The organism is Ruegeria sp. H4, from assembly GCF_056533065.1.
Genome location: NZ_JBQFOC010000001.1, coordinates 678142 through 696066, shown reverse-complemented (window position 1 = coordinate 696066; position 17925 = coordinate 678142). Strand labels below are relative to the sequence as shown.

Genomic DNA, 17925 nt, shown 5'->3' with positions numbered 1-17925 from the left:
AATTGGCTTTGGCAGAAACCCATTTAAAGGGAATCCTCTGGAACTCTGATCTGGCGCGGCTAAGCTGCCCCAAAGTCAGAGGAATCACCGTGAAAGCCATTACATACTCCGCCTTCGGACCAGCTGCAGATGTGCTGAAGCTCGAGGACCTACCGCCAGAGACACCGCAGCCCGGAGAAGTCACAGTCGATCTGGCCTATTCCGGGGTGAACCCGTCCGACATCAAAGCGCGGGCCGGAGCCAGACCGGGCGTGACCAAACCGCCCTACCCTAAGATCGTGCCCCATAGCGATGGGGCTGGTATCATTTCCGCGGTCGGAGACGGCGTGCCCACCACGCGCATTGGGCAGCGGGTCTGGGTCTGGAACGGCCAGTGGAGGCGCCCTTATGGGACTGCGGCTGCACAGATCACCCTGCCTGAAGACCAGGCGGTGCCGCTGCCTGATTCTGTCTCGTTTCAAACCGGCGCTGTGTTGGGTATACCCGGGCTGACCGCCAGTCATGCCGTGTTCTCGGGCGGAGAAATCTCAGACAAAACGGTGCTGATACACGGTGGTGCAGGAACTGTGGGTTACCTGGCCGTTCAACTGGCAAAATGGGGCGGTGCCAAGGTCATCAGCACAGCAAGCCCCCGCGATTTTGACAGGGTACAATCAGCAGGCGCCGACACCGTGATCGACTATGCCAACGCCGATCTGGCTGAACACATCCTTGATGCAAATAACGGCCAGCAGATAGATCGCATTGTCGATGTCGAGTTCGGCCAGAACGTTGAAACCAACATCGCCGTTATTTCTGAAAACGGTCGCATCAATGCCTTCGGCTCTGCCAAAGATATGACCCCGACACTGCCATTCTACCCATTGATGTTCAAAGCGGTCACGCTGGAGGTCGTTTTGATCTACTTGCTGCTCCCAAAACTCCGCAACGCAGCGATCAAACGGTTGCACACAGCACTCACGGATGATGCTTTAAAATGCCCTATTCAGGATGTGCTGCCTCTAAGCGACTGCGCACAGGCCCATGACCTTGTCCAAACCGGCCACCGCACAGGGGCCGTTTTGCTGGAAACGCGATGATACATACCACGGTTACATTTTTTCACAGAGCCGGTTTTTTTGCCCAAAAACCTCTTGAACCCCGCCAGCAACAATCGTAGACAGCCGCTCACCGTTGGGGTGTAGCCAAGTGGTAAGGCAGCGGTTTTTGGTACCGTGTATCGTAGGTTCGAATCCTACCACCCCAGCCAATTTTCTGAAATAATTTCAACTACTTAAACGCGCCCCGGTCTATCGCCGTGTGCGGCATCGGATAAAGTTTACCACGTTTTTTGTGGTAGATTCTGCTCCAAACAATGCCGAAGCCACAGAAAATCGCTTCGTTTAACATGCCTTCGACCTTCGGACTTGGATAGCGGATCACGGTTCCGCTATCCTTCTTGTAGTCAGCAAACAACATCAAAGGATCGCCTCTGAAGGCTGCCACTCAAACTTGTCGAGCAAGCTATTGGAGATTTCGCAGAAGCGATCCGAGCCATCATCGATAACATGACCGTACTGAGTCATCGTAAAACTTGCAGTGTGGTGTCCGAGCATTTTGAAGGCTTCAAGGTACTTCCCTTCCAACATCACCGACGACGCAACATAGTGCCTAAGGGAATGAAACCCTCTGTGCTCTACACGAGCGTGTCTCAGCAACGGAACCCAGCAGTGATTGCGGACCGAATGGTAGTGCTTTGGATAGCCTGATTTCGACGCGAAAACCCAAGGGCTCTGACTTGTTTTCAATTTGTATACCAGTAACTCGCGCAGCTTAGGTACTATCGCTAGTTTTCGGTAAGAGTTTGCGGTCTTCAAATCCCCAATTCGGTCTTCTTGCTTCATTCCCCTCCTCAAGGTGTCGACGCGCCGCGAAATTGACACGTGCGAATAGTTCTCTGTGAAATCTTCCCAACGCAGACCTAGGGCCTCCGAAATTCTGACCCCTGTTGTAGCCAGCAGCATGACCAACGGCGCGTAAGCACGCCACCTCTCCACGTCGCGCGGAGCGCCGTATGTGCATAGGTATCGAAGGCTGGAAAATATCCTCCGCATTTCATCGTCGGAAAACGTGCCGGGATTTTTCTTCGGTCCTCTGGTATCCGGTTGGACACTTAGGTTGCGGGCAAAGTGCCGTGTAATCAAATCGCGATCAACACCCCAGTTCAGAATTGCCTTTACTAGATTTAGCGCATGCTCGGCTGTCTTGATTGACTTACATTGACCTTTCAAAAGAATAATCAGTTCGATCAAATAGTCTCGGTCCAACTCTCCGATTGGAATCTCTCCTATCTTGGGAAGGATGAAAGCATCGAGATAGTGCTTGTAAGCATGCAGCGTTGACATTTCTAATGGCCGTTTTCCGTCACGGCCAACGGCAGATGCGCGCATGTACTCTTCTGCTAATTCAAAGAAGCTTTTTTGCTGAATCCAGTATTCTCCGCGCTCTTCGGCTCTGATTAGCGAAGCTAAGCATTTCTTTGCTTCGTTACGCGAGCGGAATGTTCTTTCCTTCCTCTTTCCCTCGACTTGCTTGCCAACGACACGATAGACAGACCTGTTTCCCAATTTCCTTTTATACAAAGCCGCCATTGGTTCCTCCTTTCTGGTTGGAAACCCGTACCTTGGGAGGAAACAATTGATTTAAAAGTCTATTAACTAGCTGAGAAATATACTAAAATGAAAGATATCCGAACTAGAGCGGCGCATTTCTCGTGCGCTACTATGTCAGTATTTCTGACTTCCGGCCACGAACTATGCCTTCAAGAGAAGTTTCACTTCTCAAATGCGCGATCCGGCAACAGAAAACCAGCACCACAACAAAATGTTTGCCGCACCTCTAGCCAGAGTGATTCTGACAAACTGCCGCCAATTGGCGGGTTTCAGCCTGCGTCAGCAACTAAATGGAAGTGCACAGGGCGCAAGAACCCGTTTTCAGCGTCTTTGCACTGTAGGTTAGTAGTCCCAATCGTCATCGAAATCGTCGTCATCGTCATCCATATTGAGATCGTCGAAGTCCCAGTCATCCTCAAAGTCAGCTCTAAGCCTAGCACGATGGACATTGTCGATGCGTCTTCTGCGCATAGAATCCGAAATAACTTCTAGACCAGTATCCGTGGATAGAAACTCTACCTTCATATCCAATAGCTTGGAGAAGTATGGGTGGTTCTTAATGTGCTCTGTGGTCGCGTTTGCAGCAACGCCCATCCGAGCGGCTTCATAGGAATACAACCACATCGGCCCTTCCAATCCTTCGGAATTCAACGCGCTGTCCCACGTCGAGGAATCGATTTTGCCGCGAATAAGTCCTTTTGCCTTTGCTGCGCTTAGGAGCAGTGCACACATCGGCTCCTCAAGGCTAAAGACGGGCTCGAACCGTTTTGCCTCAACTGTGATACCTAGGCCGATCATCAAAAAGAGGAACCAAATCAGCTCCCCTGTTCTATCCTCTAGAGCAAGAGACGGAACACGATGATCAAGAAAATCCCTAATGCTGTCGAGATCAACGTCCCCCTCAGCTTGCTGCCGCATGATCAGAAGTTCGACCAGAAGCGAAATCAAAGTACTATTGCGGCGATACGCGTTCACAAGATGGTTTTGAATGCGGTGCCAAGTTTCGGAACTACATCCGAGAAACGCCACTCGAGCGTTTTGAAGCGCCCACTTTTCTACATTTGTACCGGCTAGATCTCGACCCAGTCTGTTGATTTCGTAAAAGAACCGCTGAAAGTCCGTGTATTTGAAGTCTGGGCCCTTTGGACGGTGAGCCAGCGCAGCTTGCTTCCAGCCAATTCGAAGGTCGACCGAAGTTGGAATAACCTCTGATTTATCATGATTCAGTTCGAGTTCGTAGTAGGCCGCAGCCCTTCGAACGGCGGCAATAAGTGCTTGTCCCGAAAGCCCGTCTGAACTGCTAATTGTGTAGTCATCAACATAGCGCGACGCGTCATTGCTGCTGACATTAATACTTGCTTTTAGTTGAGCATCCACGCCTGAAGCAACGGCTTCAGCGATTATTCGTGAAGTGTCTGGGCCAACCGGAAGGCCAAGCGTCTGTCCGTCTTGCGCGTTCCGCGACAGTAAATCCAACAAATTCCCGTAGTGTGAATTGCTCCTATTGCCCTTCGCAAACTCCTTGCCGTGGACAGCCCAAGGGATCGAATGCGTGTAGATCGAGTGATAAAAAGCGCGTAAGTCGGCGGATACAAACATCTCGCGACGAGATGATAGGTCGATGCGAAAATCGTCGCGTAAATCCACGCTAGAACGGAGTATGGCCCGCGAACCAGTCCAGTCGAATACTAGTGGGGAGGCTGAGATGCCAGAGTGTTTTCCAGCCCTAGACCGTAGCTTTACGAAGTTTTCGGCAACGACTTTTGCAATGGCAACGTAGGCTATCGGGTTGATTACCCCGTGACGACGATCATTGCGCCCAAATCGTGGGAAGTTAAACCAACTCGTTTTTGAGATGAATTTCTTGTAGCTTGGCGTAGCTGGGTCGAGCATATGTTTCCAAACAGAATTCCTCCGACGCGCCAAGTCTTCAGAAACGAAACAAGGTGGAAGTTCAGGAGCAAAATACCCATGCGAAATTAACCTCCTAAACCGTTCAGAGGCCGTTTTGGCGGAAACGTTGTTAGTCATGAAGTTATCTCAGTAAAATGTCTTTAGATCATCAAAATTGCTAAACTTGGCACCGACCTCGCACAACCCTAAAGTGAACACGAAAGTCATATGTGACCTTATTCTCGCAATCATGTCTATGAAGTAGCTTTGCGTCACATCTTGCCGTACACAGCGCAATTAAGGTGCGTGAGTATATGAACATCATGGCGATTGTATATTTGACAAACCAACCGTGATGATCTGATCAAGGCCTGCGCGGCAGACCGGATCAGTCGTCGGGCGGTTTCTTCTGGTCCGGCTTCTGTATTGCCAGCTTCTTCATCGTCGTCTGCCCGATCTCGCGGGCGGCTTCCTGAAAACGTTCGAGTTGGGATTCTTCTTTTTCCATGTGATCAAAATATACCGCCATGCCGGACAAAAAAGGCGACCCGAAGGCCGCCGAAGTCAGATTTCATACAGGCTTCTTGAACCGCTATCGCATAGCTCAGAAGCGGGGTTAACCTTCAGCGCGGATCAGCGGCTGCGCCAGTGGGCACAGACATGCTCGATCCGGCCAAAACGTTTACGCTCGTACGCGTTCACGAAGACACCTTTCGTCATGCCCCAACTCCTTCTGAGCGGGTTTCCCTTGAAGTAGGGCGCGACAAATGTCAGATTACAGGTGTGAACCGTGTGTTATCTGAGGGGCCGCGCCCCGATGAAAGCCACCACGAAAGCCGGTCCTTGTGGCCGGTTTTCTTGTTTCTCCCCTGCGGTCAGATCGGTTGATCCGGGTGGTAATCCCGCAGGGGCAGAGCCAGTCTCTGCATCGTAGCCTCACTACATATTGGGCGTTCTCGCCATGGCACTACATTACAGGGATTCCCCGTCAGGTCAATCCCCGACAACGCGCCTCCGCGTTGTTTTTATTTTAACTTGTATACTCGAGTTGTTTTATGTACAACGTGATCAAAGGAGAGCGCAATGGCACGCATACGAAGCCCCAACTATCCCCAAGTAGAACTGCAAGAAGCGGTCAGCTTGGTTCGCAAAATATTTGATAACGAGGGTCAGAACTTTGCTCCACGTGAAGTAGTGGCTGAGCTCCTCGGATACTCATCTGTAAACGGCGCGTCTGAGAAAAAGGTCAGTGCTATAACAGCTTACGGTCTGCTGGATAGAAATAGCGCGCGTGAGCTACGGGTGAGCGATCTCGCGATGAGGGTATTGCACCCCGAGGACGATCAAGAGGAAGCGGAAGCAATTTCGGAGGCTGCGCTATCTCCAAACCTCTTTCAGGAAATCAATGAAAAGTGGCCAGACACACCGCCAAGTGATGCTAATCTTCGTTCGTATTTAATACGACGTGGCTTCAACCAAAACGCAGTTGATCAAGTCATAAAGGTTTTTCGTAGTGCCATGAGCCTTGCCAGCGTTGAAATAGAGGTGCATGATTCGCATGGGAATATAGAGGATGAAGCGGTGCCACCGACCGCGTCTCATCGTTCCAGCGAGGGAAAGCCCATGCATTCGCCACAGGTTCACACAATAGACAAACCTATCGTGTTTGATATGGAGACAATATCGGGCCGATACAGTTTTGATAATGCCGACGATCTTGCAAACTTCATTGAGAAGTTGGAGAGGATTAGGCCACTCTTGCCAGCCAAAGAAGTTGACGAAGGTGGCTCGAACTAATCAAAGCGAATACAGGTACGGACGATATCGGAAGGGCGAGAGCTTACCGGCTCTCGCCGTTTTTGATACTGAGCAACAAGTTCTCAATTTTACTGTGGTAATTTACCACAGTTGTTGATGACCAATGATGAGCAGTGATGTTTTAAGAAATAGAATCTAAGCACCTATGGGGTGAATGTTAGCAAAATCGCACACGTGCCCAATAGACGTCCGGTAAGTTGCTGCACTTGAAGTAAAATTTTGCAAGCGCTTCTTGCATAATGTCATGTATTCTTACATTTTGGTACCGTGTATCGTAGGTTCGAATCCTACCACCCCAGCCACACACTTCCCTGTTTTCAGACGCTGTAAGTTTCCCGCGCAATTGTCGCGTGTTTTCGGGCGCTTGGCAGACAGGGTTTTCAACAGAGACGCGGATAAGAGCACGAACCGGGCGGATTTCAGCCCGTAGTCTCTGTTTGCGATTCCGGCGGTACGAGTTTGGGATGTGAAGCTTCAGAGAGTGGCGAACTGCTCGCGTTGTTCGGACCAGACAGCAGGGAAGCGGGTCTTGATCAGGTAGTCGGTGGTGAGACCATCGGACTGTTCACCCGTAGCGATGCTGTCAAGAACGTCAGGCGAGAGCAACGCCAGGTTGACCACGTCCTGTACACGGCGTTTCGAGACACCTTCGACATCGGCTATCTCGGAGAAGGTTTTGCCCGCGATGACCATTGCCAACCAGTTGCGTCCCTTCATGATGTTCTGCACCAGCGTTCTGTCGATCTCTGTTGGTGGATCCCCGAGATGCAGTTTCAATTCCACGCCACGCCGACGCATCTGGAATGGAGATTCGATTGTCAATTCAACCAGATTGATCTGCTCCGGTTTGCTGCCAAGACGTTCAGCAAGCATTGACTTGTCCAGACGTACCGTAAGGCAACCCTGTTGCAGATCGGCTCGTTCGATCAAAGCCAGTCGTTCCGTTGCATCGCACTGATCCTAAAGCTTTTTCGATACGTCTGTCAGTTCGGCTGCCGTCAAACCTTCGGTCATCACTGCCGCGGCACCGGGTCTGGTCAGATGTTGCCCTACCAGTTCAGCCAGCAAGCCCTCCACCTGCTCTGCAGGCAACCGCCAGGCATCCGGATGTTTCCGGCTGCGATCTTTGACCAGTCTGCGGGAAATATAGTAGCGAAGTCGTTTGCCGTTCTTGCGGCTGTGGCTGGGCGTCAGGCGATCGCCGGTTTCATCAAAGAGCTTGCCCGCCAGAGGTGATCTTGTCGCCTTTTGTCTGGAACCGCGAGCAACCGCTGCCCCAGTCTGCAGCAGCCCCTGAACCTTGTCCCAAACCGCCGGATCAATGATGGCTGGATGCTGTCCATCATAGGTCTGCTTTTTGTGCCGGATCCTCCCTGCATAGATAGGGTTGCTCAGGATATGCTGGATGTGGCCGCGGTCGAAGTGTTTTCCACCGGATAGCCGACCACCCACCCGTTCACGGCGCCGGGACTTAAGGTCGAGGTTCTCCGCTCGTTCCTTCACATCCCGCAGGGTGCCAAGTTTCAGATATAGATCATAAAGCGTCCGGATTGTTTCGGCTTCAGTCTCGTCGATCTTCAGCGTCCGTCCATGCGGCTGATAGCCCATTGGAACACTGCCACCCATCCACATGCCCTTGCGTTTGGACGCAGCGATCTTGTCTCTGATACGCTCCGCTGTGACCTCACGCTCAAACTGAGCAAACGAAAGCAGCATGTTAAGCGTCAGGCGTCCCATGCTGGTGGCCGTATTGAAGGACTGGGTAACCGATACGAAGGAAGTTTCCGCCGCGTCCAGACGGTCGACCAGTTTGGCAAAGTCAGCCAGAGAACGCGTCAATCTATCGATTTTATAGACCACAATCTGATCAACGCGTTTTTCGTCCACCACCTGCATCAGGCGCTGAAGCGCCGGGCGATCCAGATGACCACCCGATATGCCGCCATCGTCATAGTGATCGGGCAGCAGTTCCCAGCCCTCGTGTCTCTGGCTGGCAATGTAGGCCTCACACGCTTCCCGCTGGGCATCCAGCGAGTTGAAATCCTGCTCCAGCCCCTCTTCCGAGCTCTTGCGGGTATAGATTGCACAACGGATCCGGCGCATCACTGAACCCCAAAGAAGCGCGGTCCGGACCACCGGGCGCCGGTGATGTGCCGGGCAATGGCTGACAAAGACCGCCACGTCTTTCCATCCATGACATAGCCGCCATCGACCACCTCAACCTGATAGGTGCGCCCGCTCCATTCCCGGACGAGGTGAGAACCGGGCTTCGCCATAGCAGTTGGGGTTCTTCCCGCCGCGATCTGTTTCAGACGTCTATCGGTCTTGGCAGACAAGCCGCCCAGTTCCTTGTTTTGCAGCTCCCAGATCAGGACCCGTCTCATGAACTGAGGCGACAGATATTTGGGAGGGGGTCGGCCAAAGACCTGCCGCCAGCGCTCAAGGCAGCCCGCCCGGCCCAGCTGCTCAAGTTCTGCCACAGCATGGTCGAGCTTGGAAGCGCTTGCATTCGCCATGGCCTCAACCCTTATCGGCGATGCGATACACCACACCTTTGTCCGTATCGGAGCGCTCGACCCCAGTCCCGGCTTTGCGAAGCATCGATATCGCGGCCCGCGCCGTATGTGGTTGCCAACCAAACGCTTTCTGGATCTGTGCGATCGAAGCGCCGGATTTGCGGTTCAGCAGCCTGGCCAGTTGTTCCTGCCGGGTGGGCTTTGCATTACCAGCTTTGGTCCCTGCGACTTTGAGCACTTTCCTCGTTGCGGTCGTCATCATTCTCTCCACTCTTCTGACGAAGGCCAATCCCTCGCCTTGTACTGAGTGGAGCCCGGCGAGCCCGGGCGACCTGGACGGTACAAACACTACCGCTCCAAGTTACGCGGAAGTCCAGTTGTTTCTGGGAGAAAGGGCGGGAAGCGGAAGTTCGCTGCGGGTGCGAGATGGAAAAACGCTCCAATGTGTAGCGGACATTCAACGTGGATGGGATCGAGTTTAAGCAGATGCACAATATCTGGATGGAAGGTAGGCGGCTAAGCGCGCTTACTACTCGGATCCGAAGCGGCGAGCACCGAGAAATGGTAGTAAAGAACACGAAGCTAGATAAATCAGATGCGAACGGTTTCTGGGCCAGGGCGAGTTGTAATTGCTTGGGCAGTTATTGTCCGAGGTGGAGCTAGCCGGCACGGATACACCCTATTTTGGCGCGGCATTAACCGCGCAACGCCGCGCTAATTGCGCCGACGATATCCCCGGCACATTGGCCTTCGCGCAGGTCTACCATTTCTCTCAGTCCGACCAAAACTACTACGTTCACTTGCCCACAGCCACAACAGGGGTAGAAACTGGAGTTAAATGCGCAACACGATGTAGTTCAAGAAGGCAGTGATCCAAACGCCTTTTTGGTTCCGGTTGGTTTAGATCCCGTCGCGTTAGTCCGTCTTGGTGAAGACCTCTGCAGCTGAAACGCGGGTCTAACTACCAGACCATGTCGGATTCAATTGGTGCAGTTGGGGGCTCCGGCGGGCGCGATTAGTTTTACCTCGCATACGGCGGCGTGTGGTTGAGAAACCAGAATGTAGCGTGCGCCAGTGCACGGTCGCTTCCTGAGTCTTTGCTCCGAACCGTGCCTTGCCAATTGAGGCCATGCCCTCGAGAACGACCGAGAAACTTTGTTCAGAAGTACCGGGATAGTATTTCGTCCATGCGGCAAAAGAAGTCGTCAGAGCCGTCAAATCACGTCGCGAGATGGCATTGAGACACATATGCGCGGCGTACCATTCGGTTTGGATAGCGCGCGCTCTCATTGTTGCCAGAAGCGATACCATTCGCGCTGAAAAAGTCCGGATCGCTACGGCAACGAATGCGACCGATCCCAACATAAGCCAAAACACTTTGTGCAATTGCCATGCATTTCCGTCTTGCGCATTGTCAGAAGCTGCGCCGAGAATAGACACGTCAAGTGTCGGTAAGATCGCGGTTTCCAGCTGTTCGGTCTCGATGTTGAACCAATCAAGTGTCACTTCCGGCAATACGGCGGCCCCTTCGTACTGAGCGACATACGAGGTTGTTTCCGTGCGCGTCCCTCGCAGCAGACCCCGGTCTTCTTTCTCGTCGATTTGGGGATCTTTTGGATAGGCGCGCAGGCTGTCCCCTTCGGGTGCAGGAGATAGGCGAGGGATCATGATGGGCGAGGTGCCAGTGATCTTTGCTGTAATGGTCCTAGTCAGAGCCCCTCCAACAGCCATACTGGGATCTCCATCAATCTGTTGCTGGAGTTCGAACCCGCTGGCGATGATCAGTGGATCCAGCCCAGATGCCCCTTCGGGGATGGTGGCAGTGAAAGTCAGTTCTGGAAGTGAGCCAGAGAAAGTCACCGGTTCATTTGTGTCCGGGTTGGCATAGGTAACGACTACGTCTTCCGGCGGTAGGGTATAGCTGCCGCCTGCGAGCGGGTAGAGGCGATAGCTGCGGCGCACCCCCGACCAGGTTTCACCATCGATTTTTTCGCTGATCGGCCCCGAGGAACGCTCGGGCTGACGGACCAGAAGTGACGGAATTTCGACAGCCGGAAAGATCGGCGGTTCGGGCATCCATGTTGGCACAAGGATTGAAATGCGTAGCAGCAGCGGCTGACCGACGATTGTCCTGTCGTTTTCCAACTCGGCCGTAACGCGCGGGTCTTTCGCGATGGCGATGCTGGCACCAATGCACAGGAAATATATCGCGATCAGAGTACGGATCATGTGCCCTTCTCGCTATTGTCGTAGAGGAACCGACTGCGCAGGAAATCCCCCATATCGGTGTCGATGCTGTCGATCCATTGGTCGGGAGACAGCGCTCTTGCCCCGTCCCTAGGTGCGTCGACCTGCGTAGCAACTCCACGCTGAGCTTCGTTGTCGAATGTCATGTCATCTGCCCCGATGCCACTTTCCTCGCCAGTGTCGGATTGCTCCCGAGTGGTTTCGACCTGTTCGACAATGGCCCAAGCAATTTCGGCGTTTTTGGCAGCAGCAGGAAAATCTGGCTGGCGGTCCAAAGCGGTTTCAAAGGCCTGCGCGCCTGCGCGGTATTCGCGGTTGCCGATCCGCGCCAGACCTTCGGAAAAGGCTGCCTCGGCACTGTACAACCCGTTGTATAACTCGGCAGCTTCCACGTAGCGACCGGCGCTTAGCAATGCGTGACCTTTCCACATCGGGTCGGTGAACAGGTCGGCGGCTTGTGCGAACTCCTTGTTTCGAAAAGCAATCTGCCCTTGTTGATCAGGTGTCAGAAACCAATCCTTCCATCCATCGGCATTTGCACTACCCGGCATTTGAAGTGTGAAGACAACGGCAAGTGCAGTGCTCCAGCGCATGGTCCAACCGCGGCGGAACCACAGCAAAGCAATGAGTGCAGCAGGCCATAGCAGCACCCAGCCGCGATCGTCCCATTCCAAACGTTCATCGTTCAGCTGTGCCGCTTTATGCACCGAGGTTAACTGCCGTTCGATCTCTGCGATATCCCGATCATCGGCAGTTAGTCCAACAGCCGAAACGTCTGCGAGCCCGGTGATCTGGGCGGGGATTTGCCCGGAAGGCACAGCAACTAACATCGACACTGGAGGCTGTTCAGGGTTGTTATTCATGAACGCTGCAACCGTTGCCGGGTCAAGGTCATCCAGCACAAAGAGGATCGCACCGGGCGTTTCTGCAGCCTTCAGTATTTCGCGCGCTAAATCCAATGCGGCAGCGGCATCATCCCCTTCAACCGGCATCACCTTGGGGTTCAGCCCTTGCAATAGCGGGCGCAGTATATCTGGGTCTTCGGTTAGCGGTGCGACCCGATGCGCGGTGCCTGCATAGGCCACAAGCGCAGTACGCGCGCCAGCCCGCGCAGCGATCAGATCCAAAATCTTGAACCTTGCTCGGTCTAGCCGAGTGGGTTCCAGATCGGTATCCTCCATCGAAGGCGTTACCTCGAGCGCCACCACAAGAGGTGCGGTTTCCGCGACTAGCGGGTTGGGGATGCGGTTCCATGACGGACCAGCTGCGGAGAGTACCAGTAGACTCAAACAAAGCATGACGCTGTCAATTGGTTCAATACGCCGCTGGGCGTTTGAACCGACCTGCAGAGCCTTTGCCAGATGCGGGGCGATATGCCGGGTGTCATGTCTGTGCTGTCCGGGTTGTCGCCTTGTAATGTACCAAAGCAGCACAATAGCAGGTAAAAGCAACAACCAGAGGGGACGAAGGAAGTGGAAGGCATCAAAAAAACTGGTCATGCCCGCCTCCAAGTCCGTGAAGCGAGCAGAGCAACAAGCGTTGCTATCCCCAGCAAGGCGGCGAGCAGGCTGGCCACCCAAACGAGCGAATAGGTCGGCCGATAGCTGGTTTCTTCGACGATCCGAGGTGCCATGGCGTCGATCTGCTCATAGATTTGCGACAAAGCTGAGCTGTCATCGGCATAGAAGAAGGCGCCACCGGTGCGGGTTGCGACATTTTCCAATGCAGTCAAATCGACCCGATCTTCGCCTGTCCCTTCGGGGTCGCCCACGCCGATGGTTTGGATGACCACGCCTTTGTCAGCGGCAATCTCCGCCGCATTAACTGGCGAGACCCGGCTGTTGGTGTCCGCACCATCGCTGAGCAGGACGATCAGACGCTCATCGACATCGCTGCTGTCGAACATTCGGATTGCCAGACCGATTGCATCTCCGATGGCGGTGTTTGGCCCGGCCATACCCACCTGAGTCTGATCGAGGAATCCGTCAAGGCTTTGCAGATCTTCGGTGAAGGGAGCCTGTACGAAAGCGCGTGTGCCAAAGACAATCAGAGCCATACGGTCGCCATCGCGCTCTGCGATGAAGGTTTTGAGCACATCGCGTACAGCATCCAGCCTTTGCATCCTTTGCCCGTTTGCGCCGATTAAATCCCGTTGATCCATGGAACCCGAGATATCGAGGGCCAGCACAACGTCTCGCGCCGATTTTTCAATCACTATGGGATCGCCCAACCGTTGAGGTTGTGCCAGACCGATCACGATCATTGTCCAGACCAGTAGTGCAGTGATGATCTGAACTCTGCTCCGATGCAGCACTGTTGCACCTTGCTCTGGCGTAGCACCCGCTGCTTCTGTCAACTGCCGGAAAAAGGGGATTCGGATCGCCGTGGCCTCTTCACGGTGTGGCGGGAGAAACCGCCAAACCAGCCAAGGTAGCGGCAAAAGGATCAAGAGCCATGGATACAATAAGTTGATCACTTCAGACCTCTTGCTTCGGCTGCTTGTGCGTCACGATCCAGTCGTGCGCCAAGCGGGTCAGCTCTGGAGAAGCCGGGACCGGGCGGTAGGGAGCTTGCGCAACGATGCGTCCAGGGCCATTCGAAAACCGGTCGTTGTCCATGGTCTGGTCGAGAAAGTATAGCCAGTCTTTGCCAGTCATTCCTGCAACCTCGCCGCGTGGAAATCCGCTCAATGCAGTGCGGCGTAGGATATCGGCGATGCAAGCCGGATCATCCTCTGCTTTGGCCAGCGCGCCCAAGGCTGCACGGCGATAGGCGTTGGCTTGGCGGTGTTTGATGGCCTGCCGGATCAACCATCCGGCCAACAGCGCAAGTGCCATCCCAAGCCAGGCCCACCCAACAGTTTGAGGCATCATCGAGATTGGTGAAGGTTGCGGCGCGGGCTCCAAGAGGTCGATCAACTCGACAAGGTTGAGGCCGTGCAGATCCGGGTTCATGACGCCCCCAACAAACGAGAGATTTGATCCAGCGCAGGGGATTGCGTCGACAACGGCAGGAAGGGCAGTTGGTATTTCTGCGCCCAGCCGCGGATATGCGCCAGTCGGTCCTGTGCAAAGACTTCTATTTGTTTGTGAGTCTCGGCAGTAGAAGTGTCGATCTCTGCCTGCAAGGTACCGTCCGATATAGCGAGGCGTGTATTTGCAGGAATATGCGCAGCCATCGGGTCGGCGATGTTGAACAGCATCACGTCATTGTGCCGGGCGAGGTTGCGGATCAAAGGCTCGGACGCGGCGTCAACACCGTCGAAATCGGAGAAGATCAGTATCAGATAATTTGTCTTGGCAATCCGGAGCGCGGAGCGCAACATCCGGTTGAATACGTTGGGCCGAACGACCCGACTTCTGGCCGATAACCGACTGTTGGCGTCAGCGATCGAGGCTAGCATCTGTCGCACGGACAGGGCCGAGCGCACGGGCCGGTGTTCGGCTACAGTGTCGTCCGAGAAGACCAACCCGCCGACCCGATCGCCTTGCGCCAACAAAAGATGCGCAGCAATGGCGGCGGCCTCGGCAGCGATGACGGATTTCATGTAGACTTGGCTACCAAAAAACATCGATATGCGTTGGTCTACCAGCAGCAGCGTTGGGCGGTCGCGTTCTTCGGTATAGACCCGGACATGGGGCGTGCCCGTGCGTGCTGTTACTTTCCAGTCCAGAGTACGGATATCATCTCCGGGCAGATAGGCGCGCAGTTCTTCGAAATTCAGCCCCCGGCCGCGCAGTTTCGAGGCGTGGCGACCGTTCAGAACGGAATTCGCAGGTTGCCGAGGCAGAAAGGTCAGTCGCGAGGCCCGTCGTCTGAGCGCGACTAACTGGTGCAGGTCGACATGAATACGGGGATCATGCCCAAGCTCTGTAATCGTTGCCGTTTGCTTCATTGGCATAACATCCTCGGCCGAAGGCCTGTCATCATGGTAGGGCAACCAGTTTGATGATCTCGTCGGTCACATTATCCTGCGACAGACCAGCGCCCTGCGCCTCATAGCTCAATGTGATGCGATGGCGGAATACGTCATGGGCAATGGCTCTGACATCGAGCGGATCGACATAGTCTCGCCCGGCCAGCCAAGCGTGCGCGCGGCTGCATTTGTCCAGAGCGATCGAGGCGCGCGGGCTGGCACCGACCTCGATCCAACTGGCCAGTTCTCTGCTCAGGGTTGCGGGGGTGCGAGTAGCGTACACCAGATCGGCAAAGTAACGCTCCATCGCATCCGCGACGTGAATGCCGGAGATTTCCGCGCGCGCATCAAAGATGGCCTGCTGCCGAATGGCGGAAGGCTTGGACGCGCTGGGTTTTTTGGGCTGATTGGTTGACTGTTCCTCGCCCCGGACCAGTCGGATGACCTCAACCTCGTCCTCAACCGGGGGGTAGATGATATTCACGTGCATTAGGAACCGGTCCATTTGTGCTTCGGGTAGGGGATAGGTGCCTTCCTGTTCGATAGGGTTCTGCGTAGCCATGACGATAAAAAGGGGTTCCATCTTATGTGTCGTTCCCGACACCGTGACCTGGCGTTCCTCCATCGCCTCCAGCAGGGCGGCCTGCACCTTGGCGGGTGCGCGATTGATTTCATCGGCCAGCACGATATTTGCAAAGATCGGCCCCGGCTCGAACCGGAATTCGGACGTACTGCTGGCCTGGACGTATACCTCGGTACCGGTGACATCCGATGGCAGTAAATCAGGCGTGAATTGGATGCGGCTGAACTGTGCGTCCAGATTTTTTGCCATCGCTTTGACGGCGCGTGTCTTGGCCAATCCAGGCAACCCTTCGATAAGCAGGTTGCCATTGGCCAGCAAGCCGATCAGCAAGCGCTCGACCACCTCGGTCTGACCGATGATAGACCGACCCATCCTGGCTTTGAGGTCGAGGATCTGATCATGTGCGGACATGGGAATACTCCGTCATTACCCTGAACCAATTTTACACTCGAAGCAGAAGGAGACGCACTTCCACTCAATCTTTGAGAGCATTCGAAAAACACACTCCTCTGGTTAAAACATTGAATTAAATCCGCTTTCAAACCATCCAGAATATGACCGGAGTTGAACCCCGAACGCGATTCAGACTAATTTGAGCAATTCCATAAATCAATTTTTTAACACAAAGACTCAAATTTACGTGTAAGCTGTACGGGTTCCCTATTACTCATAAAAAAGGTTTGAAAACATGTTTGCAGCCTTTGAGCCCCGGCGCATCATCCGGCCATTAACAACTTTCACCTGCGCGATTTTTCTGGCCGTTTCCGCCACTGCGCAAGAGCAAAAGCCCAATATTCTTGTCATCTGGGGTGACGATGTTGGCCAGTCCAACATCTCGGCCTACACGATGGGTCTAATGGGGTATCACACGCCGAATATCGACCGAATCGCCGATGATGGCATGATCTTTACCGACTATTACGGCGAGCAATCCTGCACGGCTGGACGGTCTTCATACATCATGGGGCAGTCGGTGTTTCGGACCGGTTTGTCCAAGGTGGGCCTGCCGGGCGCCGATCTCGGGATGCAAGAGGAAGACCCGACAATCGCGGGGCTGCTCAAAGCCGAAGGCTATGTTACTGGTCAGTTCGGCAAAAATCATCTGGGCGACAAGGATGAGCATCTGCCGTCCAACCATGGTTTCGATGAGTTTTTTGGCAATCTTTACCATCTGAACGCCGAAGAAGAGCCCGAAAACGAAGACTATCCCGGCGATCAGGTACTGGCTGATGGCCGCACTTTCCGCGAAGCCTATGGCCCGCGTGGCGTGATCAAGTCCAAGGCCGATGGCACGATCGAGGATACGGGCCCGCTAACCAAGAAACGCATGGAAACAGTCGATGACGAAACTGTTGCCGCGGCTATCGACTTCATCAAGCGCTCGCATGAGCAGGGGCAACCATTCTATGTCTGGTGGAATGGTACGCGGATGCACTTCCGCACTCATGTGGCTGATGACCGGCGTAACCCGGGCAACGACGAATATACCGACGGGATGCTGGAACATGACATGCATGTTGGTCAACTGCTGGACCTGCTGGATGAGTTGGGTATCGCCGACAATACCATCGTTCACTATTCAACCGACAATGGCCCGCATATGAACACTTGGCCGGATGCCGCGATGACTCCGTTCTGGGGTGAAAAGAACACCAACTGGGAAGGTGGCTGGCGGGTGCCCTCGATGGTGCGCTGGCCTGGTTTGATTGAGCCTGGCTCAGTCTCGAACGAAATTATGCACCATATGGACTGGCTGCCGACTTATCTGGCCGCTGCGGGTCGTGACAATATCAAGGAGGAGCTGATTCAGGGCGGTGTTCAAGCCATCGGACGTGAATACAAGGTGCATCTGGATGGTTATAACTTCCTGCCCTATTTCAAGGGCGAGGTGGAAGAGGGACCGCGCAAAGAGATTTTCTATTTCTCGGATGACGGTGATCTAACGGCGCTGCGGTACGACGACTGGAAGCTCATTTTCCTTGAGCAGAAAGCATGGGGCACTCTGCGCGCCTGGATGGAACCATGGACCGAGCTGCGCATCCCCCTGATCATCAATCTGCGCCGTGACCCCTATGAGCGCGCCTACCGGACTTCGAACACCTATTATGACTGGTTGCTTAATAGGGCCTATTTCCTTGTCCCAGCACAGCAATATGTGGGCAATTTCCTGGCGACATTCCAGGAATTCCCACCACGCCAGAAAGCCGCCAGCTTCAATCTGGAACAGGTGATGGAAAAGATGACCGCGCCTGTGGGCGATTGATCCTGAATAATGAACCGATCCGGGCCGCCACAATCGTG

Annotated in this window: 16 protein-coding genes and 1 tRNA gene; 4 read left to right on the top strand and 13 right to left on the bottom strand. The window is 54.2% G+C overall.

Annotation, left to right across the window (positions count from 1 at the left end; genetic code table 11):
- Positions 1 to 89: 89 nt before the first annotated feature.
- Together ACR0KG_RS03495 and ACR0KG_RS03490 are read left to right on the top strand one after the other, a co-directional pair.
- Entirely contained in the window at positions 90 to 1079 is a 990-nt protein-coding gene (locus ACR0KG_RS03495; protein WP_480826489.1) for an NADPH:quinone reductase, read from the top strand.
- Positions 1080 to 1174: 95 nt separating this feature from the next.
- Positions 1175 to 1249: transfer RNA gene (locus ACR0KG_RS03490), tRNA-Gln, on the top strand.
- Between the two features lie 20 nt (positions 1250 to 1269).
- On the opposite strand, the gene ACR0KG_RS03485 is transcribed toward ACR0KG_RS03490, so the two are convergent.
- From ACR0KG_RS03485 to ACR0KG_RS03475, 3 genes are all read right to left on the bottom strand, one after another.
- A complete protein-coding gene (locus tag ACR0KG_RS03485; RefSeq protein ID WP_480826488.1) occupies positions 1270 to 1458 on the bottom strand; it encodes a hypothetical protein in 189 nt (62 codons plus the stop codon).
- Entirely contained in the window at positions 1458 to 2630 is a 1173-nt protein-coding gene (locus tag ACR0KG_RS03480) for a tyrosine-type recombinase/integrase (RefSeq protein WP_480826487.1), read from the bottom strand. Before ACR0KG_RS03480 ends, ACR0KG_RS03485 begins: the two co-directional genes overlap by 1 nt.
- Positions 2631 to 2993: 363 nt before the next feature.
- On the bottom strand, positions 2994 to 4682 hold the full coding sequence (locus tag ACR0KG_RS03475) for an RNA-directed DNA polymerase (protein ID WP_480826486.1): 1689 nt from the start codon (positions 4680 to 4682) through the stop codon (positions 2994 to 2996).
- Positions 4683 to 5627: 945 nt separating this feature from the next.
- Between ACR0KG_RS03475 and ACR0KG_RS03470 the strand changes: the two genes are divergently transcribed.
- Entirely contained in the window at positions 5628 to 6341 is a 714-nt protein-coding gene (locus ACR0KG_RS03470; RefSeq protein ID WP_480826485.1) for a hypothetical protein, read from the top strand.
- Positions 6342 to 6836: 495 nt separating this feature from the next.
- On the opposite strand, the gene ACR0KG_RS03465 is transcribed toward ACR0KG_RS03470, so the two are convergent.
- The 10 genes from ACR0KG_RS03465 to ACR0KG_RS03420 all read right to left on the bottom strand — a co-directional run bounded on the left by ACR0KG_RS03465 (position 6837) and on the right by ACR0KG_RS03420 (position 16035).
- Positions 6837 to 7235, bottom strand: coding sequence for a hypothetical protein (locus ACR0KG_RS03465; protein WP_480826484.1), 399 nt, complete (start codon positions 7233 to 7235; stop codon positions 6837 to 6839).
- Between the two features lie 87 nt (positions 7236 to 7322).
- On the bottom strand, positions 7323 to 8465 hold the full coding sequence (locus ACR0KG_RS03460; RefSeq protein WP_480826483.1) for a recombinase family protein: 1143 nt from the start codon (positions 8463 to 8465) through the stop codon (positions 7323 to 7325).
- Positions 8465 to 8878: a DUF2924 domain-containing protein gene (locus tag ACR0KG_RS03455; protein ID WP_480550156.1), complete on the bottom strand. Its 414-nt coding sequence runs from the start codon at positions 8876 to 8878 to the stop codon at positions 8465 to 8467. Before ACR0KG_RS03455 ends, ACR0KG_RS03460 begins: the two co-directional genes overlap by 1 nt.
- A gap of 4 nt (positions 8879 to 8882) precedes the next feature.
- Complete coding sequence (locus ACR0KG_RS03450) at positions 8883 to 9137, bottom strand: DUF3489 domain-containing protein (RefSeq protein WP_480550157.1); 255 nt, start codon at positions 9135 to 9137, stop codon at positions 8883 to 8885.
- Between the two features lie 698 nt (positions 9138 to 9835).
- A complete protein-coding gene (locus ACR0KG_RS03445) occupies positions 9836 to 11107 on the bottom strand; it encodes a hypothetical protein (RefSeq protein WP_480826482.1) in 1272 nt (423 codons plus the stop codon).
- On the bottom strand, positions 11104 to 12624 hold the full coding sequence (locus tag ACR0KG_RS03440; RefSeq protein WP_480826481.1) for a VWA domain-containing protein: 1521 nt from the start codon (positions 12622 to 12624) through the stop codon (positions 11104 to 11106). The genes ACR0KG_RS03445 and ACR0KG_RS03440 overlap by 4 nt, the downstream gene beginning before the upstream one ends.
- Positions 12621 to 13601 carry a VWA domain-containing protein gene (locus ACR0KG_RS03435; RefSeq protein ID WP_480826480.1) on the bottom strand — a complete coding sequence of 327 codons (981 nt, stop codon included), beginning with the start codon at positions 13599 to 13601 and terminating at the stop codon, positions 12621 to 12623. Before ACR0KG_RS03435 ends, ACR0KG_RS03440 begins: the two co-directional genes overlap by 4 nt.
- A 1-nt stretch (position 13602) precedes the next feature.
- Complete coding sequence (locus ACR0KG_RS03430; RefSeq protein ID WP_480544800.1) at positions 13603 to 14079, bottom strand: DUF4381 domain-containing protein; 477 nt, start codon at positions 14077 to 14079, stop codon at positions 13603 to 13605.
- Positions 14076 to 15020 carry a DUF58 domain-containing protein gene (locus ACR0KG_RS03425; protein ID WP_480544801.1) on the bottom strand — a complete coding sequence of 315 codons (945 nt, stop codon included), beginning with the start codon at positions 15018 to 15020 and terminating at the stop codon, positions 14076 to 14078. The genes ACR0KG_RS03430 and ACR0KG_RS03425 overlap by 4 nt, the downstream gene beginning before the upstream one ends.
- A gap of 31 nt (positions 15021 to 15051) precedes the next feature.
- Entirely contained in the window at positions 15052 to 16035 is a 984-nt protein-coding gene (locus ACR0KG_RS03420) for an AAA family ATPase (RefSeq protein WP_480826479.1), read from the bottom strand.
- Positions 16036 to 16312: 277 nt separating this feature from the next.
- On the opposite strand from ACR0KG_RS03420, the gene ACR0KG_RS03415 reads away from it, so the two are divergent.
- The gene (locus tag ACR0KG_RS03415) at positions 16313 to 17887 is read left to right on the top strand and encodes an arylsulfatase (protein ID WP_475158131.1); all 1575 of its coding nucleotides are present in this window, start codon (positions 16313 to 16315) and stop codon (positions 17885 to 17887) included.
- The last annotated feature ends 38 nt before the right edge of the window (positions 17888 to 17925 follow it).

Coding starts and splice junctions, on each gene's coding strand:
- ACR0KG_RS03485 (WP_480826488.1), bottom strand. CDS start 1,458: ATGTTGTTTGCTGACTACAAGAAGGATAGCGGAACCGTGATCCGCTAT.
- ACR0KG_RS03415 (WP_475158131.1), top strand. CDS start 16,313: ATGTTTGCAGCCTTTGAGCCCCGGCGCATCATCCGGCCATTAACAACT.
- ACR0KG_RS03430 (WP_480544800.1), bottom strand. CDS start 14,079: ATGAACCCGGATCTGCACGGCCTCAACCTTGTCGAGTTGATCGACCTC.
- ACR0KG_RS03440 (WP_480826481.1), bottom strand. CDS start 12,624: ATGACCAGTTTTTTTGATGCCTTCCACTTCCTTCGTCCCCTCTGGTTG.
- ACR0KG_RS03475 (WP_480826486.1), bottom strand. CDS start 4,682: ATGACTAACAACGTTTCCGCCAAAACGGCCTCTGAACGGTTTAGGAGG.
- ACR0KG_RS03480 (WP_480826487.1), bottom strand. CDS start 2,630: ATGGCGGCTTTGTATAAAAGGAAATTGGGAAACAGGTCTGTCTATCGT.
- ACR0KG_RS03445 (WP_480826482.1), bottom strand. CDS start 11,107: ATGATCCGTACTCTGATCGCGATATATTTCCTGTGCATTGGTGCCAGC.
- ACR0KG_RS03450 (WP_480550157.1), bottom strand. CDS start 9,137: ATGACGACCGCAACGAGGAAAGTGCTCAAAGTCGCAGGGACCAAAGCT.
- ACR0KG_RS03455 (WP_480550156.1), bottom strand. CDS start 8,878: ATGGCGAATGCAAGCGCTTCCAAGCTCGACCATGCTGTGGCAGAACTT.
- ACR0KG_RS03465 (WP_480826484.1), bottom strand. CDS start 7,235: ATGCTTGCTGAACGTCTTGGCAGCAAACCGGAGCAGATCAATCTGGTT.
- ACR0KG_RS03470 (WP_480826485.1), top strand. CDS start 5,628: ATGGCACGCATACGAAGCCCCAACTATCCCCAAGTAGAACTGCAAGAA.
- ACR0KG_RS03460 (WP_480826483.1), bottom strand. CDS start 8,465: ATGCGCCGGATCCGTTGTGCAATCTATACCCGCAAGAGCTCGGAAGAG.
- ACR0KG_RS03425 (WP_480544801.1), bottom strand. CDS start 15,020: ATGAAGCAAACGGCAACGATTACAGAGCTTGGGCATGATCCCCGTATT.
- ACR0KG_RS03420 (WP_480826479.1), bottom strand. CDS start 16,035: ATGTCCGCACATGATCAGATCCTCGACCTCAAAGCCAGGATGGGTCGG.